The following is an 18,638-nucleotide window of genomic DNA, read 5'->3' as shown; positions in this document are numbered from 1 at the left end:
TGATGAAAGAGGATAAGAAGACGGCCTTACTGATCATAGACATGATCAACAAAATGGATTTTGATTGTGGTAATGATTTGTTGGAACAGACACTTCCGATTACGGATACCATCCTTTCTTTAAAGGAAGAAGGAAGGTCAAAAGGAGTGCCGGTCATCTACGTGAATGACAACTTCGGGCTGTGGCAGGACAACGTGCCCGATTTGATTGAAGAATGTAAGCAGGGGATCGGGAGACCGGTCATTGAGCGGATGCTTCCGGAAGAGGACGATTATTTCATTATTAAACCGAAGCATTCCGGATTTTTCGGTACACAACTCCATATTCTGCTGCAACAGTTGGGGGTGGAGAGATTAATATTGACCGGGGTTGCCGGTAATATTTGTGTTCTTTTTACAGCTAACGATGCTTATATGAGAGGGTACGATTTGTGGGTGCCGAGAGATGGAGTGGCTTCCGAATGTGCCGAGGATAATGAGAACGCGTTCCGAATCATAGAACGTTCACTGTCGGCAAACACAGGGAAGACGACTGAAACCGGTTGGGATCATGCTTTTTATTCCTGAGCGCACTGTCTATCCCCCAATTTCTCTCTCCCATGTTATATTGTAAGGGAGAGGAGAGGTCGAATGAGGAAATATAGGAAGCGTTGGATTGCAGTCATTGTGCTTCTTTTGCTTGCTGTCTTCCTGGTTCCAGAAGGATATGCTTATTTGACCCAGAGAAGCGGCGGAAGTGAGGCTGTAACGGAAGAGGATATCCCTGAAGGATACGAAACGGCTGTTTTCGCCGGCGGCTGCTTTTGGTGTATGGAGCCGCCTTTCGAGAAATTGAAAGGGGTGAAGGAAGCAGTCTCCGGTTATACAGGAGGGCATACAGAAACGCCTACTTACAAAGAGGTATCTGCCGGGGATACCGGTCACGTCGAAGCTGTGCAAGTCTATTATGATCCGGATGTCCTCTCTTATTCTGATCTTTTGGAAGTATTCATACGACAAGTAGATCCTACTGATGCCGGAGGTCAGTTCGTCGATCGAGGCTCTTCTTATACAACAGGGATTTTCTATAAGAGCGAAGACCAACGGAAGAAGGCAGAAGCTTTCCTTGCTTCTCAGCAGGACTCCGGTCGATTCACCGAGGAGATCGTGACCCCGATTAAAGAAGCGGGGGCATTTTACCGTGCGGAAGAGTATCACCAGGATTACTATAAAAAGAACAAGCTCCGCTACGAGTATTACCGCGGAAATTCCGGACGGGATGACTATCTTGAGAAAACATGGGGTGAGGATCGGGACGTGGACCTTCCCTATAAAGCAGAGCCATAAAAAAAGGAAAGCCGGAATCCCGGCTTTCCTTTCATTTTAATAGTTTTTCACTTCTTGAGGTGCAGAAGGTCTGGCATCAGGATGATCCAAACTCGTGTACCCTATATAGCTGAAACCAACGACAATCAACATGAGAATACCGACTAATACTTTTCGCAATTTCCGTTCCCCCATCGATGCTGTAACAATAGGCTGCACTGCAGCTTCTTCTTATTTTACGTGCTTAATAGCGATCATTCAAGCACTATTGTCACATTTATGAGACTAATTTCAATCCGATGACGCCTGCTATGATACAACCAACAAAGGCTATTCTTTTTGGATTGATTTGTTCCCGGAAGAATAGTATTCCCAACAACACTGTTCCAGCAGATCCGATTCCTGTCCAGATGGCATAAGCCGTTCCGATCGGAAGCTCTCTTAGAGACAATGATAAGAAATAGAAGCTCGTCGCCCCGGCCAGAACTGCAAAGACCGCCGGCCGTTTTTTCTTGAAACCTTCCGACAGCTTAAGAAAGAACATCGCTACCATTTCTCCCATACCAGCCAAAATTAAAAATACCCAAGCCATCCTTATCCCTCCTGGTGTTGGACTTCCTCGGTGGTTGGCGAGGAGTCACTCATTTTCAATCCGATAATACCGACAATTAAAAGAACAATAAAAAAGACCTTTCCCGGGCCGCCGCCATCGCCGAGAAGTGTCATTCCGAGAATCGCTGTTCCCGCTGCACCAATACCTGTAAAAATCGCATATCCCGTACCAATATCAAACATGGTCAACGCCTTCGTAAAGAAAGAAAAGCTGATCAAAATCCCGATCACTGTTAACGTAGAAAACAATGGATCCGTAAAGCCTTCTGATAATTTCAATCCAATCGCCCAACCTATTTCAAATACAGCTCCTACGAGCAGATAGAACCATGCCATCATTACTCCTCCTTCTCCGGGCATTGGACGCCCAGCCAGAAAACTTCCCAGCTCGCCTCCTGCCGCTTATGAAATACTTCCTTGTCATAAAAGTTCTCTTCCAGGAATAGACCGTTAGTAAGGGTGTAAAAGGCAGAAGTCAGCTGTTCCGTCGGAAGTGGACGGATGACTTTTTCTTTAATTCCCTGTTCTAGAATCGGTACGAGAATATCTGTCAGTGTTTTCTCAATCATCAGAAATACTTCCTGGATGTCATCAGAGAAGTCCTCCGGCGGAAAGAAAGTGACCCGCTTGAAGAACATTCCCTCCGTCGAATTCGACATATGATCCAAATACGTACAATACAGGTGCTTAAGCCGTTCGGCTATCGTATGATCCTTAGAAAGCGAGGTTTCTGAAATCAAATAATCGGATTCCCGCTCGGCCACGTGATATAAAACGCTCAAAAAAATGGCTTCTTTATTGTCAAAGTGATTATAAATGGAAGGTTTCTTAATTCCTACCGCATCCGCTATGTTTGCCAAGGTCGTATTCTCATATCCCTGGTTGGCAAAGAGCGTCAGACTCTCTTCCATAATGTTTTCTTTCGTCATGTGATCACTTCCTTATCATTCAACTAACTAACGTTTGTTAGTCTATCTTATCACGGTCATAGAACGATGTCCAGAGCAGGGGTTTATTCGACATGTTTAGCTATAAGTAGACAGGGGTAAGGGTAGGTAAGAGCCGCCTGGCGCAGGAAAGAAGGGTGGACCAACTACAGAAGGGGATTGGACCGGTGAACCAATACAGACTGGATCGATACGAAGGTAACTATGCTGTCTTAGTTGAAGATTCTGAACGGAGAAATGAACTTTCTGTCTTGAAAGAACGATTAATTGGATTTGTAAAGCCCGGCGATTGTCTTGAAATCGAGTTCGACTCGATCGGGAACCTAAAACATGTAGCTATCATATCCAGATTGGATCAAATGGAAAAGGCGTAAAAGCATCCTTCTTGCGGGTGCTTTTTTTATTTGCACAGAAAGCCGACCTTTAGAATAAGAATGCATCTTTAATTATACTAATTTTTCAGAAAATTATGTCGAATTATCTTGATTTTCCAAGTGTACCCCCATCATAATGAAAGTATGAAGACAGGGGGGTTCCGGATGCTTATGCAGAATGCGATGGATCTTTTGGACGAAGGGGTCTTGATTTCGGATAAGCAATATAGAATAGCCTACGCCAACCCAGCTTATGGACGGATATTTGAACTGGAGATGGAGGAGATCATCGGCAGGAGGTTTTCTGAGCTGTACCCGGACAGCGACATGCTGGAACTTGCAGTCGGAAATGATGAGAGGGAAGAAGTAGCAGAGAAGCAGCATCGGATCCGAGGGAAAGAGGTCGTACTGGAGTGGTTCACCAAGTCATTTCGTGAGGACGGGGAAGTGTACATCCTTGCAAGGGTGAGGGATAAAACCGCAGAAAAGGAAAAGGAAGATCGGCTGACCTATATTATAGAAGAAATGACGGTCAATATTGTAACAATCGCCAAAGGGTTCGGGCTGCTCCCGCTGCAGCCTATTTTACGGGAAGCCCAAAAAGAAACCCTGTTGACGCGTGTGCCTGCCGCCTGTCAAAAAAAACAAATAGACAGACTCGCCATCCAATTCGCCAGTATTACTTCTATTGACGAAGCCTGGGGCGACCTGCTAAGGCGTCTGATCCAGAACCTTCAGCTTCTTGGAGTAGAGGTGGCGCTTGCAGGTCTAAGGCCGGAAGTGGCGATGCAGTTTACAAATTATAGAATAAGACTGGACGGTGTTCGTACGTTCCGAAACCTTCAACAGGCAACCCGCTATTATTATGGACAATCCTGACTGACAACAAGAGCCGAACTCCCTGTATGGGGGCTCGGCTCTTGTTGTTATCTCCATTCCTGTTCTTTAATATCAGCCTGGGGAAGCATAATGCTTTGGAAATCAAAGGCTTCCAGTGATTCTCCGCGTCTGATCTTGTCAGGGGCATCAGGGTTTTGCAAAGCGCTTGTGCCGAGACTGATAAAATCAGCCTCTTCTCCATTAATCAGTCTTGCTGCTTTTTCCGGGTCCTGAAGCTGGCCGTTTGCGATGACCGGTAGCCCGCTGAACGTTTTGGCGGCAGCCGCCATGGACATAGATCCTTCACCAAAGCCGGGCTGGGTGCCGTCTTTATCTGTAACATGAATAAAGTTCAGAGAGCTGTCTCCCAAGTCTCCGAAAATTGTGCGCGCATCCGTTTCTCCTAACGCCCAGCGGTGTTCGCCATCCGAAGCTTTTCCTTGAGAAATTCTTATCCCGACGAGATAGTCACTGCCGACAGCCTGTCTGACTTCCTCTATGACTTCCAGTGCAAAACGAAGCCGGTTCTTCGTTACTCCTCCGTACTCGTCCTCTCTTTGGTTAAAATAATCAGTAAGGAATTGATCGATTAGATAACCATTCGCACCATGGATCTCCACACCATCGAATCCGGCTTCCTTCGCCAGGCGTGCAGAAGTCGCGAAAGCCTTTTTGACGGATGCGATGTCTTCTTTGTTCATTGCCCTCGGTGTTGAGAACGCACCATTTCCACCATAGAAAGAAAGCTGGTCCCCTTTTGGTGCCACTTCGGAAGGAGCGATGGTTTGATCCTTATAGGCGTTACCTTGGGACTGAGCCCCGGCATGCATAATTTGGGCGATGATCCGGGTTCCGTGCTTTTGAACCCCTTGGATAATCGGCTTCCAAGCATCCCTGTGATTCTCATCGGCAAGGCCTGGTTGATTGGCATACCCTTGCGAATAGGACTTATCGGGGTATATTCCTTCCGTGATGACAGCGCCGAACCCACCGGCTGCAAATCGTTCGTAATAGTGCTTCATTCGGTCTGTCGCTATTCCGTTATCAGCTGCGCTGATTCTCGTCATTGGTGCGACGACGTACCTGTTCGGGAAGTGTGTATGATGCACTTTCTTTTCTGTGAATAGAGGTTGTACCTTGTCCTTCATTGTCTCTCATCTCCTTCTTCCTTCCTCGTTTCCTCTTTTGGTCATTCTCAAACAGTCGGATCATGGGAATAGTCCCCGAATGTGCTATAATACAAACAAATGTTCTTGAAAAGGAGAAGCACGATGGAGAAGTTATTGAACGGATTGAACCCTTCCCAGCAGGAGGCGGTCGCATCCACGGAGGGATATGTGCGGGTTATCGCGGGGGCAGGGTCAGGAAAGACGCGCGCTTTGACAAATCGATACGCTTTTCTTGTCGAAGAGCTCGGAATCGACCCCGGTAATATATTGTCGGTGACGTTTACGAATAAGGCAGCCAATGAGATGAAAAAACGAGTCAAAAAATTAATCGGCGGGGAGCAGGATACCGGCTTCATCACCACCTATCATGGATTCTGTGTCCGTATTTTAAGGGAGGATATCCACCGCTTATTCTATCCGAAGAATTTCGCCATTCTGGATGTAGAGGATCAGAAAGTGCTGCTTCGGGAAATATTCGAAGAGCTTGAACTGAAGATGAACGAGAAGACATTCAAGCGGATATTGGACAAAATCGGTATCCTGAAGGGGAATACACATTACGTCCAACAGATGATACTCCGGGGGAAGATGCCCGATTCGGAAGCATCCGGCGATTTGGACGGTCAGATTATCCAACGTTACTTGAAAAAGCAGAAACGGGTATATGGACTTGACTTTGATGACTTGTTAAATTTCGTCTTCGTCCTGTTTGATCAATATAAAGAAGTGTTGGAGAAATGGCAGGAGCGCCTCTACTATCTCCAGGTGGATGAATTTCAGGACAGCAGTCTGAAACAGTTCGAACTTGTGCGTATGCTTTCCGATAAACATCGGAACCTGTTTGTCGTAGGCGACCCGGATCAAACCATCTATGAATGGCGGGGAGCAGACCCGAAATATATGGTCGACTTTGAAAACTATTTCCCTGAAGCTCAGACCATTTTTCTAAACGAAAATTATCGCTCGACTCCGGAAATTCTGTCCTTGGGGAATGCGCTGATCCAGAATAATTATTTTCGCGTCGATAAGCAGATGACCCCTGTCCATCCATCCGGGGTCAAGGTTCTCCACTATCATGCCAAAGACGAAGTCAAGGAAGCGAAATGGGTGAAAGATAGAATTCAATCCATTCTTCAAAAGGAGGGCGGGCGACGTTCGGATATCGCCATCCTGTATCGGGCGAATTACTTATCCCGTTCCGTCGAGCAGGAATTGATTGCTGCCAATATTGATTACACGATCTATGGCGGCTTCAAATTCTTCGAACGTATGGAAATTAAAGATGCGCTTGCACACTTGCGAATGATCGCCTGGGGAGATGATCTTTCCTTTGCGCGGATTATCAATGTTCCGAGAAGGCAGATTGGGAAGAAGCGGATGACCTTTCTTCGTCAAAGGGCGGAAAAGGACGGGACGACTCTTTATGAAACATTGAAAAAATATCAGGAGGATCCTTTGTTCCTGAGAACAGGAGCAGCTTCCTTTATTGAATCAATGGAGCATCTTCGATCCATTCAGAAAGAGAGAAAAGTTTCGGAGCTTTTGCAGGAGTCCATGCAGTCTACCGGTTATGAAGCATACAGGCGTGAAGACGGGGACCAGGAACGGCTTGATAATCTGGCGGAACTCCTTCATTCCGTCGTGCAGTATGAACAGATGGCGGGGGAAGCTATACACCTCGATGAGTATCTTCAAATGCTGGCGTTATATACCGAAAACGACCGGGAGGAGCAAAAGGATTCCGTCAAACTGATGACGATTCATACAGCGAAAGGACTTGAATTCCCTTACGTATTTCTGATCGGGTTGTCAGAGAATATCCTTCCTAATGTCCGGGCGCTCAGGGAACGGAAAGAACGGGCCCTTGAAGAAGAGCGTCGCCTTGCTTACGTAGCCGTCACCCGGGCGGAGAAGGAACTTTATCTGACGGAATCGGAAGGCTTTCAGAACGGAGGGCAGAAGAAATACCCTTCCCGTTTTCTGTTCGAAGTGGAAGAAGGTCTTTATGAGAGTATTGGAGAAATGGATCCTTCCTTACGGGAGGAGGCAGAAGAATATATCCGTGCTGCCTACCGCGCTCCGGAACCGACCGATAGCGGCTTTAAGAAGGGCGAGCGGGTGAAACACCCGGTCTTCGGTGAAGGCGTTATTGAGGAAATCGATGGGAAGAGGAACAATTATATGATTTTCTTTGACCGTCTGAAGGCTCCGCGGCCGATCAGTCGAAACTTTAAAAAACTTGAAAAAATATAAAACAGCCGCTCAGCGGCTGTTTTTTTTAAATCGAATTTGCGATATTCATTGCTTGTTCTGTCCGGTCCTCTCCTGTTCCGTTATATTCCACTTGATATATGACATCAGAGTCGGACTCATACCACTCGACGAATACGGTATCGTTTCTTTCTTGAACACCGGCTACTGCTCCATTGTTAAGAGGTATCTGCAGCTCGGATTCCTGAAGGATGTTACCTGGCTCATAGATCGTATGCACGGCTGCTTCCGTTTCTTTCTCTGATCCATATACAATTGTAACGGTGCTGGAATCTATACTCGCCTGGACATTAGAGACGTCAAAGGGCAGCTTATCCGGAAGTCCCAGTCGCTCCTTCTGACTGTCTGATAAAGCCTGGATAGGTTCCGCGAATGTGTCCGGGTGTGCTTCCTCCAAATCCTGCAAACCTAAGTCTTGGGAAGAACAGGCGGCAAGCAGAAGCAGAGAAATAATCAGGATGGAACGCTTAAACATGTCTTATCCCCCTTGAATAATTCGAAAAAGTCCGATAATATTTTAACATAACCCTTATGATAATGCGCATGTAAAGGGCTGGTAAAATTAAAAAAGAGATAAAGTAGGAGAGAAATAGAATCTACAATGACTGGGTGACGGCAGAAGGGAATCAACATCCTATAAGAAGAAAGGTTGGATTTTATGAATTCCATTCAAGTCCGCTCATTTCTAGAACACGACATCGATGCCGTTCAACAGTTGAACGAAAAGGAAAACTGGAAAGTCCTTGTGGATCGGGCCGAGGAGACTCTGTGTTCCTGGCTGAATTCAGAGCCCGCGCTTGTTGCCGTTTCCGATGGGGAAGTCATCGGTTACCTGCGCGGCCTTACCGATGGCACGATGACCCTTTATATCTGTGAGCTGCTCGTTAAGGAAGAGTATCGGAATAACGGCGTGGCGCAGCAGTTGTTGCGCACAGCACATGAGTGTTATCCTGAAACGAGGATGGAGATGCTGGCAACAGAAAGCTCTGCCTCTTATTACACAGGACAGGGTTTTCGTAATTTCGCCGGTTTCCGGAAGACTGCAGAAGAATTGTAGAACCAAAGAAACGCCCGGACACACGGTCCGGGCGTTTTTTTGTCTTGGTGCAGGGACAATCTATTACTGGTGCTTTTCTATATATTGGACTTCTTCTTGTTCGGTCAGCAGGCCTGTCGCTTTTCCGACATTACCATTTTGAAGGTTCCATATGGTGTTGTGATCGGAGACGGCATGGGAGTAATCATCGTTCTTCCAGCGCGTCAAAATCTCTTTATATGTGTCCCCATGCTGTAATTCAGAAGAGGCGGTGTGTTGAAGCAGCCAGTCGATCCGCTCGGGATGGATGACGTAGTTCGTCCACTTCTTATCTGCTTTGACCTTCTGGTGAGACATGGCGTGGATGTACTGCTGGTAATCGGAATCCGTCAAATCACCACCGGCCTTTTCGTCTCCGAAAGGATTCTTCTTTTCTTTCTCGAATTGTTCGACTTCCTCGGTTACGTTCTGTTCGGCAGACTGTCTGGTCGTCTCCATTTCTTCTGCCGTCATCGTTTCTTCCTGGCTTGCGAAGTAGTAGGCTGCCGCTCCGACAATGAGGACGACCCCTGACAATATCCCGATGATCCACTTCTTCATAAGATCCCCCTTTAATCCCTTTCATTTCCATAATATCTCTATTATAGAGAAAAAAGATTCAGGACGAAAGGTTTATCGGGGGAATCTCTCTATTTGTGATGCATACTCTTAACGGTCGACATAGTGTGCCAGTTTGGCGGCAAGAGAGCGGGGGAGTAGTTTTGAAGCGTAGGCCATCCCTTGATTTGCCATTCCGGGAATGACGACGCGCTTCCCTTTTACGAAGCCTAGAAACCCGGATTTAGCAACGGTCTCCGGCTTCATAGTGCTGTAGACGAGCTTCGTATGCTCTGCTTTCGCCCTTTTGAAGAATTCTGTCTCCGTTGCACCTGGACAGAGAGTTGTGATTGTCACACTTGTATCTCTGCACTCTTCGACAAGAGCTTCGGAAAAGGATAGTACGTAAGCTTTGGACGCATAGTAAACGGCCATTCTAGGGCCTGGCTGGAATGCAGCTGTGCTCGCTACATTGAGGATCCCCTTCGGTATCGAACGGAACCGCGCCGCTTTGATTTCAGGCAGGAACAGGTGAGTCAGTTCTGTTAAAGCATTCACATTGACCTGCAGCATCTGCTGCTGATCGGCAAGGGGGAGTTCATCAAATATTCCGTTTAAACCGAACCCGGCATTGTTGACCAACACGGTAATCGTCAGTCCGAGTTCTTTTACCCGGTCATAAATCTGTTGAGCAGCACCTGGCTCGGAAAGATCCTGGACAATTATGGTTACGGGATGTCCGTCCAATTCCTGTTTTAACGCTTCCAGCCTGGCCTCTGATCTTGCTACGACAATCAGGTTGTACCCGGACTTTGCAAAGAGGCGGGCGAGTTCGTACCCGATTCCTCCGGAAGCACCGGTAATGAGTGCAGTTGGTTTCATACGTTTCTCTCCTTTATAACTTCTCTTGGATTGCTAATAGTCTATACCCAAATACTGAATTCTACAAATCAAGCCCCTGTACTCCACTCAATGGGAGTTGACAGGGGCTAATGTTGTTTCTTGTATTCCTTGAGCTTATTCTTTGGGTTTAAGAGTCACAGCGGTCCCATATGCCATTATTTCTGAAGCAGAGTTTGTAACCGTAGAGGTTTCCAGGCGGAGGGCGATTACCGCATCCGCACCTTTTTCTTCTGCGTGTTTGATCATGCGCCCGATAGCCTGCTGACGGGCTTCGTCCATCATTGCAGTATAGTCTTTAATTTCTCCTCCGACGACGTTCTTTAACCCGGCAAGGATGTCGCGTCCGATATGCTTCGACTGAACGGTGCTTCCCCGGACGAATCCTTTCATAGCTGTAAGATCATACCCATGTACAAAATCAGTAGTCACGATAATCATTAAATGGTTCCTCCTTTTTACGCTCCTGCGCAAGTAAAAATAATATAGTGAACAACCCTGCATACGAGCATGCGATAAGAATCAGCCCCGTCCATAGATGGAAGAACAAGGAGACGTATCCTGCGATCTGCAGTAAAAGACAAGCGAATACAAGATTGATTTTCAACGCGTCTCCCTCCAGACCGTGCGCCGCAGGATGAAAAACAGAATGCTCGGTACCGGAAATTGAATGATGCCGATCAGCCCCCAGAACCACGGAGCTTTATCGATTCGCCTTGCTTTTATAAAAAGAATCGAGCTTTGGGTAAGCAAGACCGTTCCAAGAAGCAGAAATCCCCATAAAGGGATATCTTCAGGCCCGTATTGTTTCATGATGTCACCACCGTTCGCCGCTTTTCACGAAGGGCATACACACACATGCTCCCGACAGCAATAATCTGGATGATAAGGAACAAGGATGGGAACATGATAAACGTGAACGATAAGGCGGAAAGACCGATGGCTGCCACCAGCCACAGACATACAAGTTCTATCCATAACCGCTGATACCAACGCCTGGAATGTTCTTCTATCCAAGCTTCAAATTGATGAAAGGAAGGTTCATCCACTTCCAAATAGTCATCGATTTTCTTGCTCGTTTCGTGAAGATGCTGTTCAATCAGACGTTTCTTATTATTATCATTCATCGATATTAAGCTCCTTCCGTAAACGGTCCAGGCCATAGTGAACACGTGATTTGACCGTGCCGGTTTTCAGTTTTAACAGGTTAGCGATTTCTTCATATTCGTAACCGTAATAATGCTTCAGAAGGATGGGGATACGATGCTTCTCTTCCAGCTTCCATATGGCCGTTTGGGTTTCGAACCATTCTTCGGGTACTTTGGCAGCTTCGATATGATTGATTTCATGCTCATGAAGGAACCGGGTATTCTTGTGCTTCTTTTTCATATCAAGGAAGGTATGCGTTGCAATTTGCAGCAGCCATGTGGAGAAGCTGGCATTCCCTTTATACTGATGGAGCTTTCGGATCGCTTTCATGATTGTTTCCTGGGTAATGTCATAAGCCAGTTGTTCCTCCCCGCACATCTTCCAGGCGTATTTGAACAAGAAGCTGTAGTGATCTTTCAGCAGCCCTGCTAAAGCTTTGTTGTCCCCTTGGGCAGCTCTTATTCTCTCAAGGTCCATGGGCATCCCTCATTTCCTATCTGCCTATATGACGAATGAACCCTGTCATCCGTTCAATTTTTTTCTTTCTTTTCTATTTATGCAGACCTATCCGTGAAAAGCGGCGGTTCCTGCTTCTTCTTATTGTTTCCTACAAATCATGGAAACATCGCTGTTGACTTTGAAGTCTGAATTTTATAGACTGTGAGAAAGCTTAATAAGCAAGTTGAGATGAGAATGAGTTGAGTTGAGGTTAGAGTGAGCTGAGCCGAGAGAGCGAGGAATCGTCGGACGAAGGAGCTGACCGATTGCCTGGCCGTAAGTAAGTATTCAATGACAACCCCCCACTCGTTTTATCACCCTCAACGTCTCATTCTCCATACTACTATGGAGAGGTGAGCCTTTTTGACTACTTTTGAAACATTTCAAAGCGATGCATCCCTGTATCGCACCATCCCAATTACTAAATCCTTTTACACGGATACGTTAACACCTATTCACATGTTTCACGCTTTAAATAACGAAGCGGTATATATGCTCGAGAGCCAGGATCCGGAATCACCCTGGTCGAACTATTCTTTTATTGGCTTAGATCCAATGATTGAATTAAAAGAAATGGACAGCACGTTCTATATTACAGATTTCCAGACGAAGCAGGAAGAAGAAGCGCCTTCTTTCAAAGCAGCTTACGAAAAGGTGTTGGAGGATCTGCAGGTGAAACCGGCTGAAGATAGCGATCTCCCTTTTAAAGGAGGAGGTGTCGGCTATATCAGCTATGACGCAATATCCGATTATGAACCGATTCCAAGAGCCGAGGAGGCTGGAAGTCTTGCGAATTATCATCTGCTGTTCTGCCAGACTTTAATCGCTTATCATCACAAAACGAAGCAGACGACGATCTTGTCCTTTGCAAGGCTCGGAAGCGGCGGTGAAGAGAACCTGACAAGTGCCTATGAAGATACACTGGGAAGGATCGAGAAAGTCCAATCCCGCTTGGCGAAGGCTCCTGGTCTGCCGGACTTGATGATGCAGGAAGAGGCGGAGTCTGAAGAAGAGATGGAATGGGACAGCAATTATGAACCGGACAAATTCAAAGCGGACGTGGAACGTATTAAAGAATACATTCTGGCGGGTGATGTCTTCCAGACTGTACTTTCCCAGCGCTTCCACACGGTAACGGACAGGAGCGGATTTGAACTGTACCGCGTTCTTCGGAATGTGAATCCATCCCCGTACATGTTCTATTTGAAGATGGGCGGCGTGGAAGTCATCGGAAGCTCTCCGGAGCGCCTTCTTGAAGTAAGGGACAGGAAGCTTGAAATCCATCCCATAGCAGGAACAAGGAAGAGGGGCCGCACCAAGGAGGAAGATGACCGCCTTGCAGAAGAGCTGATGAAGGATGAAAAGGAACTGGCTGAGCACCGGATGCTTGTGGATCTGGCCAGAAACGATATTGGTCGAGTAGCCGAATACGGATCGGTTCAGGTCAGTGAATATATGACGATTGGTCGTTTCTCCAAAGTGATGCACATCATAAGTAAAGTGATTGGTGAACTGAAAGAGGATGTATCACCGATTGATGCCCTTATTTCTTCCTTTCCGGCAGGAACGTTATCCGGAGCTCCGAAAGTCCGCGCTATGCAGATATTGCGGGAGCTCGAACCGACTCCGAGAAATCTATACGGCGGGGGCATCTTATACCTCGGGTTCGACGGTAACATCGATTCATGTATAACGATCCGGACGATGACGCTTATGGGACGGGATCTATACGTCCAGGCAGGGGCAGGAGTGGTGGCTGACTCCGATCCCGAAGCAGAGTATCAGGAGACGCTGAACAAAGCGAGTGCTTTGAAGCGGACGATTCAATTAGCAGAGAAGGTTTTTGAGAAGAGCGGAGAAGGAGTGGAGATGAGATGAAAGAGCTATTAAATAGAGTTGTATCAGGGGAAGTAATGGATGAGCAGCAGGCGTTCGAAACGATGAACGGTATCATGCAGGGCGAGGTTACGACAGCCCAGTTGACGAGTCTTTTAAGCATCATGCGTTTCCGCGGGGAGACAGTGGAAGAAATGACAGGATTCGTCCGGGCGATGCGTGCCAACATGACGAAGCTGGATGTCCATGATTCCACCATCATCGACACATGCGGTACCGGAGGGGACGGTGCATCTACGTTCAATATCTCCACGGCCGTATCGATCGTGCTTGCAAGTATGGGTGTCAAAGTTGCCAAACACGGAAACCGAAAAGTTTCTTCCAAGAGCGGGAGCGCAGATGTACTGGAGATGCTTGGTATTCCAATCGATACAACACCGGCAGAAGGAGCGAAGGCTCTGCAGGATAAAGGGATGACTTTCCTTTTCGCACCATTGTATCATCAGGCAATGAAGCATGCCGGCCCGGCGAGGCAGGAACTTGGATTCCGGACGATATTCAACCTCCTCGGACCTATGTCAAATCCAGCCAATGCCAAACGGCAGCTGATTGGCATTTACTCCACGGATTATGCAGAGAAGATGGCCGAAACGCTGAAAGAGCTCGGATCCGAACGAGTGCTGCTTGCTACGGGCAGAGACGGTCTGGATGAAATAACGATAACAGGCGTGACGGATATAGTTGAACTGAACGAAGGGTCTATCACCCGATATACGATCACTCCGGAAGACTTCGGGTTATCAAGGGGATCCCTTGACGATATTAAAGCATCCGAACCCTCGGAAAGCGCAGCAATCATCAAAGAGATTTTCTACGGAGAATCAAACCAAAGCGCCGTCGATATAGTCAAAATGAACGCGGCTGCCGGCCTGTACGTGGCAGGAAAAGCTGATGACCTTCACGAAGGAGTAAAGCAGGTCGAAGAAGCTCTTCGAACAGGAGTGACCAAAGATTACTTTGAATCCATTGTAACGGAAAGGGAGAATCGTCAATATGCTTGAAACCATCTTGGCAGTCAAACAGCAGGAAATTGAAAAAATGTATTTACCGGAAGAACAAACATACAGGAAATATTCTCTGCATGAATCCTTGAAAACTTCCCCCTATAGAGCGGGACTGATCGCAGAAGTGAAAAAGGCTTCTCCGTCGAAAGGGATTATTCGTGAAGACTTTAATCCTGTGAAGATCGCGCATGATTACAATCAAGCGGGAGTCCAGGCGATTTCTGTTTTGACGGATCAGCATTTCTTCCAGGGGCACCGGGATTACTTATCTTCCATAAAACAGGTGGTCGATGTACCCGTACTTAGGAAAGACTTCCTCATCGATCCCATACAAATCGTAGAAAGTGCTTCTATTGGAGCGGATGCAGTCCTTCTGATTGGAGAAGCGATGGAAGCACAGGCCCTGCACGAACTTTATCTGCAGGCATATGAACTTGGAATGGAAGTGCTGGTGGAAGTGCATGGGGAAGAAACGCTGGAGGGATTGTTGAAGCAGTTCACCCCTGAAATACTCGGCATCAACAACAGGAATCTGCATACGTTTGAAACGAAGCTTTCTCAGACAGAGCGGATGGCGAAGCTTGCTCCGGCAGAAGCTCTTCTTGTTTCGGAAAGCGGCATTTTCACGCATGACGACTTACTTGCCGTATCCAGCTTCGGAGCAGAAGGAATCCTCGTCGGTGAATCGTTGATGAGACAGCAGGACATAGGCAAGGCTGTTCAAGTGCTGATGGAAGGGGAAGATGTCCGATGAAGGAGCCGATTGTCAAACTGTGTGGAAACCGGTCGCTCTCGGATGTCGCCAAGACTACTTCCTCGGAAGCGACGCATTTAGGTTTCATTTTCGTCAGAAGAACGAAAAGGTATGTTCGTCCGGAAGCCGTCGCCCGCTGGATCAGGAAGATCCGGCCAAAGCAGAAGCTTGTCGGGGTTTTCATTGAACCGACACTTGAGGAACTGGAACAGATTCTTCATTTTGTTCCACTTGACGTTATACAGCTCCATGGAAACGAAACCGTATCCCAGCTCCTGCGCATTAAAGAAGCATTCGGCCTTCCGGTTTGGAAGGTCATTCATCATCAAGAGAACGGGATGAACCAAATGGAGATTTTTCAAGGAGTTGCCGACGGGTATGTGATCGATTCTAAAGTGGATGGTCAAGCGGGCGGAACCGGCGTTCGATTCGATTGGGAAGCTGTTCCTTCCTATCAGAGCGCTGCTTATGAGCAGGGCGTTCCCTGTCTTATTGCAGGTGGAATAAGGCCGGAAAACGTGGCAGAGCTTCTTACTTACGACCCGGATGGGATCGATCTGTCCAGTGGTATCGAATCCAATGAAACAAAAGATATCGGCAAGATTCAAGCAGTCATGAAAGAGGTGGAGCGTAATGTTGCAAGTATTACCTGATATAAAAGGCCGTTTTGGTGATTTCGGAGGGAAATATGTTCCGGAAACACTGATGGGTCCCCTTCAAGAGTTGGAAGATGCATTAGATGAAGCATTGAACGATTCATCCTTCATGGAGGAGTATCATCATATATTAAAAGAATACGCCGGCAGACCTACTTCCCTTACCTTTGCAGATAAGATAACGGAACATCTCGGCGGGGCGAAAGTGTATCTGAAGCGGGAGGACCTGAATCATACCGGCGCCCACAAGTTGAACAATGCCGTCGGACAGGCCCTGTTGGCGAAGCGTATGGGCAAGAAGAAAATCATCGCCGAAACGGGTGCTGGCCAGCATGGCGTCGCCTCTGCAACGGTGGCGGCAAAGTTCGGTCTGGAGTGTAAAGTGTTCATGGGCGAAGAGGATATCCGCCGGCAGGAGCTTAACGTATTTAGAATGAAGCTGCTCGGCGCAGAAGTCATTTCCGTGTCAAGCGGAAACGGCACGCTTAAAGATGCGACGAACGAAGCTATACGATACTGGGTAGCCAACTGTGAGGACCATTTTTATTTGATCGGTTCTGTCGTGGGACCTCATCCGTATCCGAAGATGGTCCGTGATTTTCAGCGTATTATTGGGGATGAATCGAAGCGACAATTCCTTGAGGCGGAGCCGGAGCTGCCCGACCGTATTTACGCCTGCGTAGGCGGAGGAAGCAATGCTATGGGTATGTTTTATCCTTTCTTGGAAGATGAATCGGAGTTGATCGGCGTGGAAGCGGCAGGCAAAGGGGTGGAGACACCAGAGCATGCGGCGACATTGACGAAAGGGACGCCCGGCGTCATCCATGGTTCTCTTACTTATTTGATGCAGGATGAGAATGGCCAGATTACAGAGCCGTATTCGATTTCCGCAGGACTTGATTATCCCGGAATCGGACCGGAACACGCACATCTTTTCCAAACGAAGCGTGTGCGTTACGAATCGATTACGGATCAGGAAGCATTGGATGCCTTGAAATTGTTGACGCAAACGGAAGGAATCATACCGGCTATTGAAAGTGCTCATGCACTTGCCCAGGCGTTCAAGGAAGCCGGGTCGATGAAACCGGAAGAAACGATTCTCATTAATTTGTCCGGTCGGGGCGACAAAGATATGGCGACATTGATGGAACACTTCCAGGAGGAGGTATGACATGCTTACGAAAACAGCGTTCCAAGGTAAATTGACGAAAACAGAAGACTTATTCATTCCTTTCATCGTTGCAGGTGATCCGGCCCCCCAATACACTATAGACTTTGCTCTTAGACTCCAAGCGGAAGGAGCGGACATCCTTGAACTTGGCGTCCCTTATTCGGACCCGCTTGCAGATGGTCCGACTATCCAGCGCGCCGCCAAGCGCGCTTTGAAGAGCGGTATGTCTTTGAGAAAAGCGATAGAACTGGTCCCGGCATTGCGGGACAACGGGGTGGAAATACCGGTTGTCATTTTCACCTACTACAATCCTGTTCTGCAGATTGGACATAAAGACTTCTTCGATAAGCTGGAAGCAAACGGAGTAGAAGGGGTGCTCATTCCTGACCTTCCATATGAGGAGAGTGCAGAGGTACGGAGCATGGCTGAAGAGAGGGGCATTGAATTCATTTCCCTTGTCGCTCCGAACTCCGATCAACGGATCAAGCAGATTGCAGAGAATGCAAAAGGCTTTTTGTACTGCGTTTCTTCACTTGGAGTCACAGGAGAACGGAATGACATGTCCGGAGAAGCGCTCTCCTTCATTGAAAAAGTGAGAGAACACAGCAAGGTACCGGTTGCGGTCGGTTTCGGCATCTCCACTAACGAGCACGTGAAACTTGTGCGTCATCATGCGGATGGAGTCATTATCGGAAGTAAAATCATCCGTTTGATCGAAGAAGAGTTGCAGCACGTAGAAGCCGGCCGTAGAGATGAAGCTCTTGATAACTTTACTAAAGGCATCCGTGACCTGGTCGAATAGTCGCTGCCGGCACAGCTGAGAGGAGTGGAGCAGAGTGATATACATGATTGACCATTATGATTCTTTCACTTATAACCTTGTGCAGTATTTAGGGGATTTGGGAGAGGAGATCATCGTCAGAAGAAACGATGAAGTATGCTTGAGTGAAATTAAAGAATGTAACCCTGATCTGATTTTCCTTTCGCCGGGACCTTGTTCTCCGGATGAAACAGGGATGACGCTGGACGTCATCGCTGCATTCAAGGACAGCATTCCTATATTCGGTGTCTGTCTCGGCCACCAGTCAATTGCTCAGGTGTTCGGGGGGAAGGTGGTTCGTGCAGACCGCTTAATGCACGGGAAATCATCCCTCATCCACCATGACGGCCGTGGTATTTATGATGGATTGAATAATCCGATGGAAGTGATGCGCTATCATTCGCTGATAGTGAAGCAGGATGGAGTGCCGGAGGATTTTGAAGTCACATCGAAGACTGCGGAAGGAGAAATCATGGGAATCCGTCATAAGGCTCTTCCTATAGAGGGCGTCCAGTTCCATCCGGAATCGATCGGCACGGCAGACGGCAGGAAGCTGCTGGAGAATCTTATTAAGCAGCGTGCGAAAGCATTATTATCATAA

The 18,638-nt window shown here is 47.5% G+C and carries 26 protein-coding genes; 13 read left to right on the top strand and 13 right to left on the bottom strand.

The window, feature by feature from the left end; translation table 11 throughout:
• Positions 1-2 precede the first annotated feature (2 nt).
• Together AXG56_RS15255 and msrA are read left to right on the top strand one after the other, a co-directional pair.
• Positions 3-566: a cysteine hydrolase family protein gene (locus AXG56_RS15255; RefSeq protein WP_082794494.1), complete on the top strand. Its 564-nt coding sequence runs from the start codon at positions 3-5 to the stop codon at positions 564-566.
• Between the two features lie 63 nt (positions 567-629).
• On the top strand, positions 630-1,325 hold the full coding sequence (gene msrA, locus AXG56_RS15250) for a peptide-methionine (S)-S-oxide reductase MsrA (RefSeq protein ID WP_008632705.1): 696 nt from the start codon (positions 630-632) through the stop codon (positions 1,323-1,325).
• A 36-nt stretch (positions 1,326-1,361) separates the two neighbouring features.
• On the opposite strand, the gene AXG56_RS19555 is transcribed toward msrA, so the two are convergent.
• Genes AXG56_RS19555 through AXG56_RS15235 form a run of 4 tightly spaced genes read right to left on the bottom strand, consistent with a single transcriptional unit; the run spans position 1,362 to position 2,845 of the window.
• The gene (locus AXG56_RS19555; protein WP_161484930.1) at positions 1,362-1,523 is read right to left on the bottom strand and encodes a hypothetical protein; all 162 of its coding nucleotides are present in this window, start codon (positions 1,521-1,523) and stop codon (positions 1,362-1,364) included.
• 58 nt (positions 1,524-1,581) lie between these two features.
• On the bottom strand, positions 1,582-1,896 hold the full coding sequence (locus AXG56_RS15245; RefSeq protein WP_008632704.1) for a multidrug efflux SMR transporter: 315 nt from the start codon (positions 1,894-1,896) through the stop codon (positions 1,582-1,584).
• A gap of 2 nt (positions 1,897-1,898) precedes the next feature.
• The gene (locus AXG56_RS15240; protein WP_008632703.1) at positions 1,899-2,252 is read right to left on the bottom strand and encodes a multidrug efflux SMR transporter; all 354 of its coding nucleotides are present in this window, start codon (positions 2,250-2,252) and stop codon (positions 1,899-1,901) included.
• Between the two features lie 2 nt (positions 2,253-2,254).
• The gene (locus tag AXG56_RS15235; RefSeq protein WP_008632702.1) at positions 2,255-2,845 is read right to left on the bottom strand and encodes a TetR/AcrR family transcriptional regulator; all 591 of its coding nucleotides are present in this window, start codon (positions 2,843-2,845) and stop codon (positions 2,255-2,257) included.
• A gap of 185 nt (positions 2,846-3,030) precedes the next feature.
• Here AXG56_RS15235 and AXG56_RS15230 point away from each other — a divergent pair, with 185 nt between their 5' ends.
• Positions 3,031-3,237 carry a DUF3006 family protein gene (locus tag AXG56_RS15230; protein ID WP_008632701.1) on the top strand — a complete coding sequence of 69 codons (207 nt, stop codon included), beginning with the start codon at positions 3,031-3,033 and terminating at the stop codon, positions 3,235-3,237.
• A 165-nt stretch (positions 3,238-3,402) separates the two neighbouring features.
• A complete protein-coding gene (locus AXG56_RS15225; RefSeq protein ID WP_062515334.1) occupies positions 3,403-4,116 on the top strand; it encodes a PAS domain-containing protein in 714 nt (237 codons plus the stop codon).
• Positions 4,117-4,163: 47 nt separating this feature from the next.
• Here AXG56_RS15225 and AXG56_RS15220 read toward each other — a convergent pair whose 3' ends face one another.
• A complete protein-coding gene (locus AXG56_RS15220) occupies positions 4,164-5,264 on the bottom strand; it encodes an NADH:flavin oxidoreductase (RefSeq protein WP_008632697.1) in 1,101 nt (366 codons plus the stop codon).
• A gap of 123 nt (positions 5,265-5,387) precedes the next feature.
• Here AXG56_RS15220 and AXG56_RS15215 point away from each other — a divergent pair, with 123 nt between their 5' ends.
• Positions 5,388-7,538 (top strand): ATP-dependent helicase, encoded by a 2,151-nt coding sequence (locus tag AXG56_RS15215; protein ID WP_062515332.1) that lies wholly within the window; start codon positions 5,388-5,390, stop codon positions 7,536-7,538.
• 25 nt (positions 7,539-7,563) lie between these two features.
• On the opposite strand, the gene AXG56_RS15210 is transcribed toward AXG56_RS15215, so the two are convergent.
• On the bottom strand, positions 7,564-8,031 hold the full coding sequence (locus tag AXG56_RS15210; protein ID WP_008632689.1) for a hypothetical protein: 468 nt from the start codon (positions 8,029-8,031) through the stop codon (positions 7,564-7,566).
• 183 nt (positions 8,032-8,214) lie between these two features.
• On the opposite strand from AXG56_RS15210, the gene AXG56_RS15205 reads away from it, so the two are divergent.
• Positions 8,215-8,613: a GNAT family N-acetyltransferase gene (locus tag AXG56_RS15205; protein WP_008632687.1), complete on the top strand. Its 399-nt coding sequence runs from the start codon at positions 8,215-8,217 to the stop codon at positions 8,611-8,613.
• 63 nt (positions 8,614-8,676) lie between these two features.
• Here the strand turns inward: AXG56_RS15205 and AXG56_RS15200 are convergent, their stop codons facing one another.
• From AXG56_RS15200 to AXG56_RS15170, 7 genes are all read right to left on the bottom strand, one after another.
• Positions 8,677-9,192, bottom strand: a complete 516-nt coding sequence (locus AXG56_RS15200; RefSeq protein ID WP_062515330.1) for a DUF6241 domain-containing protein — start codon at positions 9,190-9,192, stop codon at positions 8,677-8,679.
• A gap of 108 nt (positions 9,193-9,300) precedes the next feature.
• Positions 9,301-10,071, bottom strand: coding sequence for an SDR family oxidoreductase (locus AXG56_RS15195; protein ID WP_008632681.1), 771 nt, complete (start codon positions 10,069-10,071; stop codon positions 9,301-9,303).
• Between the two features lie 135 nt (positions 10,072-10,206).
• Complete coding sequence (locus tag AXG56_RS15190) at positions 10,207-10,530, bottom strand: YbjQ family protein (RefSeq protein ID WP_062515327.1); 324 nt, start codon at positions 10,528-10,530, stop codon at positions 10,207-10,209.
• Positions 10,511-10,696, bottom strand: coding sequence for a hypothetical protein (locus tag AXG56_RS15185; RefSeq protein WP_008632679.1), 186 nt, complete (start codon positions 10,694-10,696; stop codon positions 10,511-10,513). The genes AXG56_RS15190 and AXG56_RS15185 overlap by 20 nt, the downstream gene beginning before the upstream one ends.
• Positions 10,693-10,902: a hypothetical protein gene (locus tag AXG56_RS15180; RefSeq protein ID WP_026578613.1), complete on the bottom strand. Its 210-nt coding sequence runs from the start codon at positions 10,900-10,902 to the stop codon at positions 10,693-10,695. Before AXG56_RS15180 ends, AXG56_RS15185 begins: the two co-directional genes overlap by 4 nt.
• Positions 10,899-11,216, bottom strand: coding sequence for a YxlC family protein (locus tag AXG56_RS15175; RefSeq protein WP_026578612.1), 318 nt, complete (start codon positions 11,214-11,216; stop codon positions 10,899-10,901). The genes AXG56_RS15180 and AXG56_RS15175 overlap by 4 nt, the downstream gene beginning before the upstream one ends.
• Complete coding sequence (locus tag AXG56_RS15170; RefSeq protein WP_062515695.1) at positions 11,209-11,715, bottom strand: sigma-70 family RNA polymerase sigma factor; 507 nt, start codon at positions 11,713-11,715, stop codon at positions 11,209-11,211. The genes AXG56_RS15175 and AXG56_RS15170 overlap by 8 nt, the downstream gene beginning before the upstream one ends.
• 384 nt (positions 11,716-12,099) lie before the next feature.
• On the opposite strand from AXG56_RS15170, the gene trpE reads away from it, so the two are divergent.
• From trpE to AXG56_RS15135, 7 genes are read left to right on the top strand one after another with little or no spacing between them, the layout of a single operon-like run.
• Positions 12,100-13,614 carry an anthranilate synthase component I gene (gene trpE / locus AXG56_RS15165; RefSeq protein WP_062515325.1) on the top strand — a complete coding sequence of 505 codons (1,515 nt, stop codon included), beginning with the start codon at positions 12,100-12,102 and terminating at the stop codon, positions 13,612-13,614.
• Entirely contained in the window at positions 13,611-14,633 is a 1,023-nt protein-coding gene (trpD, locus tag AXG56_RS15160; protein WP_008632674.1) for an anthranilate phosphoribosyltransferase, read from the top strand. The genes trpE and trpD overlap by 4 nt, the downstream gene beginning before the upstream one ends.
• On the top strand, positions 14,626-15,390 hold the full coding sequence (gene trpC / locus AXG56_RS15155) for an indole-3-glycerol phosphate synthase TrpC (protein WP_062515323.1): 765 nt from the start codon (positions 14,626-14,628) through the stop codon (positions 15,388-15,390). The genes trpD and trpC overlap by 8 nt, the downstream gene beginning before the upstream one ends.
• The gene (locus AXG56_RS15150) at positions 15,387-16,043 is read left to right on the top strand and encodes a phosphoribosylanthranilate isomerase (protein ID WP_026578609.1); all 657 of its coding nucleotides are present in this window, start codon (positions 15,387-15,389) and stop codon (positions 16,041-16,043) included. Before trpC ends, AXG56_RS15150 begins: the two co-directional genes overlap by 4 nt.
• Positions 16,024-17,217, top strand: a complete 1,194-nt coding sequence (trpB, locus tag AXG56_RS15145) for a tryptophan synthase subunit beta (protein WP_008632670.1) — start codon at positions 16,024-16,026, stop codon at positions 17,215-17,217. The genes AXG56_RS15150 and trpB overlap by 20 nt, the downstream gene beginning before the upstream one ends.
• Before the next feature lies 1 nt (position 17,218).
• Positions 17,219-18,019, top strand: coding sequence for a tryptophan synthase subunit alpha (gene trpA, locus AXG56_RS15140; RefSeq protein ID WP_062515321.1), 801 nt, complete (start codon positions 17,219-17,221; stop codon positions 18,017-18,019).
• A 34-nt stretch (positions 18,020-18,053) separates the two neighbouring features.
• Positions 18,054-18,638 (top strand): aminodeoxychorismate/anthranilate synthase component II, encoded by a 585-nt coding sequence (locus AXG56_RS15135; protein WP_026578607.1) that lies wholly within the window; start codon positions 18,054-18,056, stop codon positions 18,636-18,638.

It is taken from the genome of Halobacillus sp. KGW1, from assembly GCF_001592845.1.
Classification (GTDB): Bacteria; Bacillota; Bacilli; order Bacillales; family Halobacillaceae; genus Halobacillus.
This window is presented reverse-complemented; position numbering and strand designations above follow the sequence as displayed.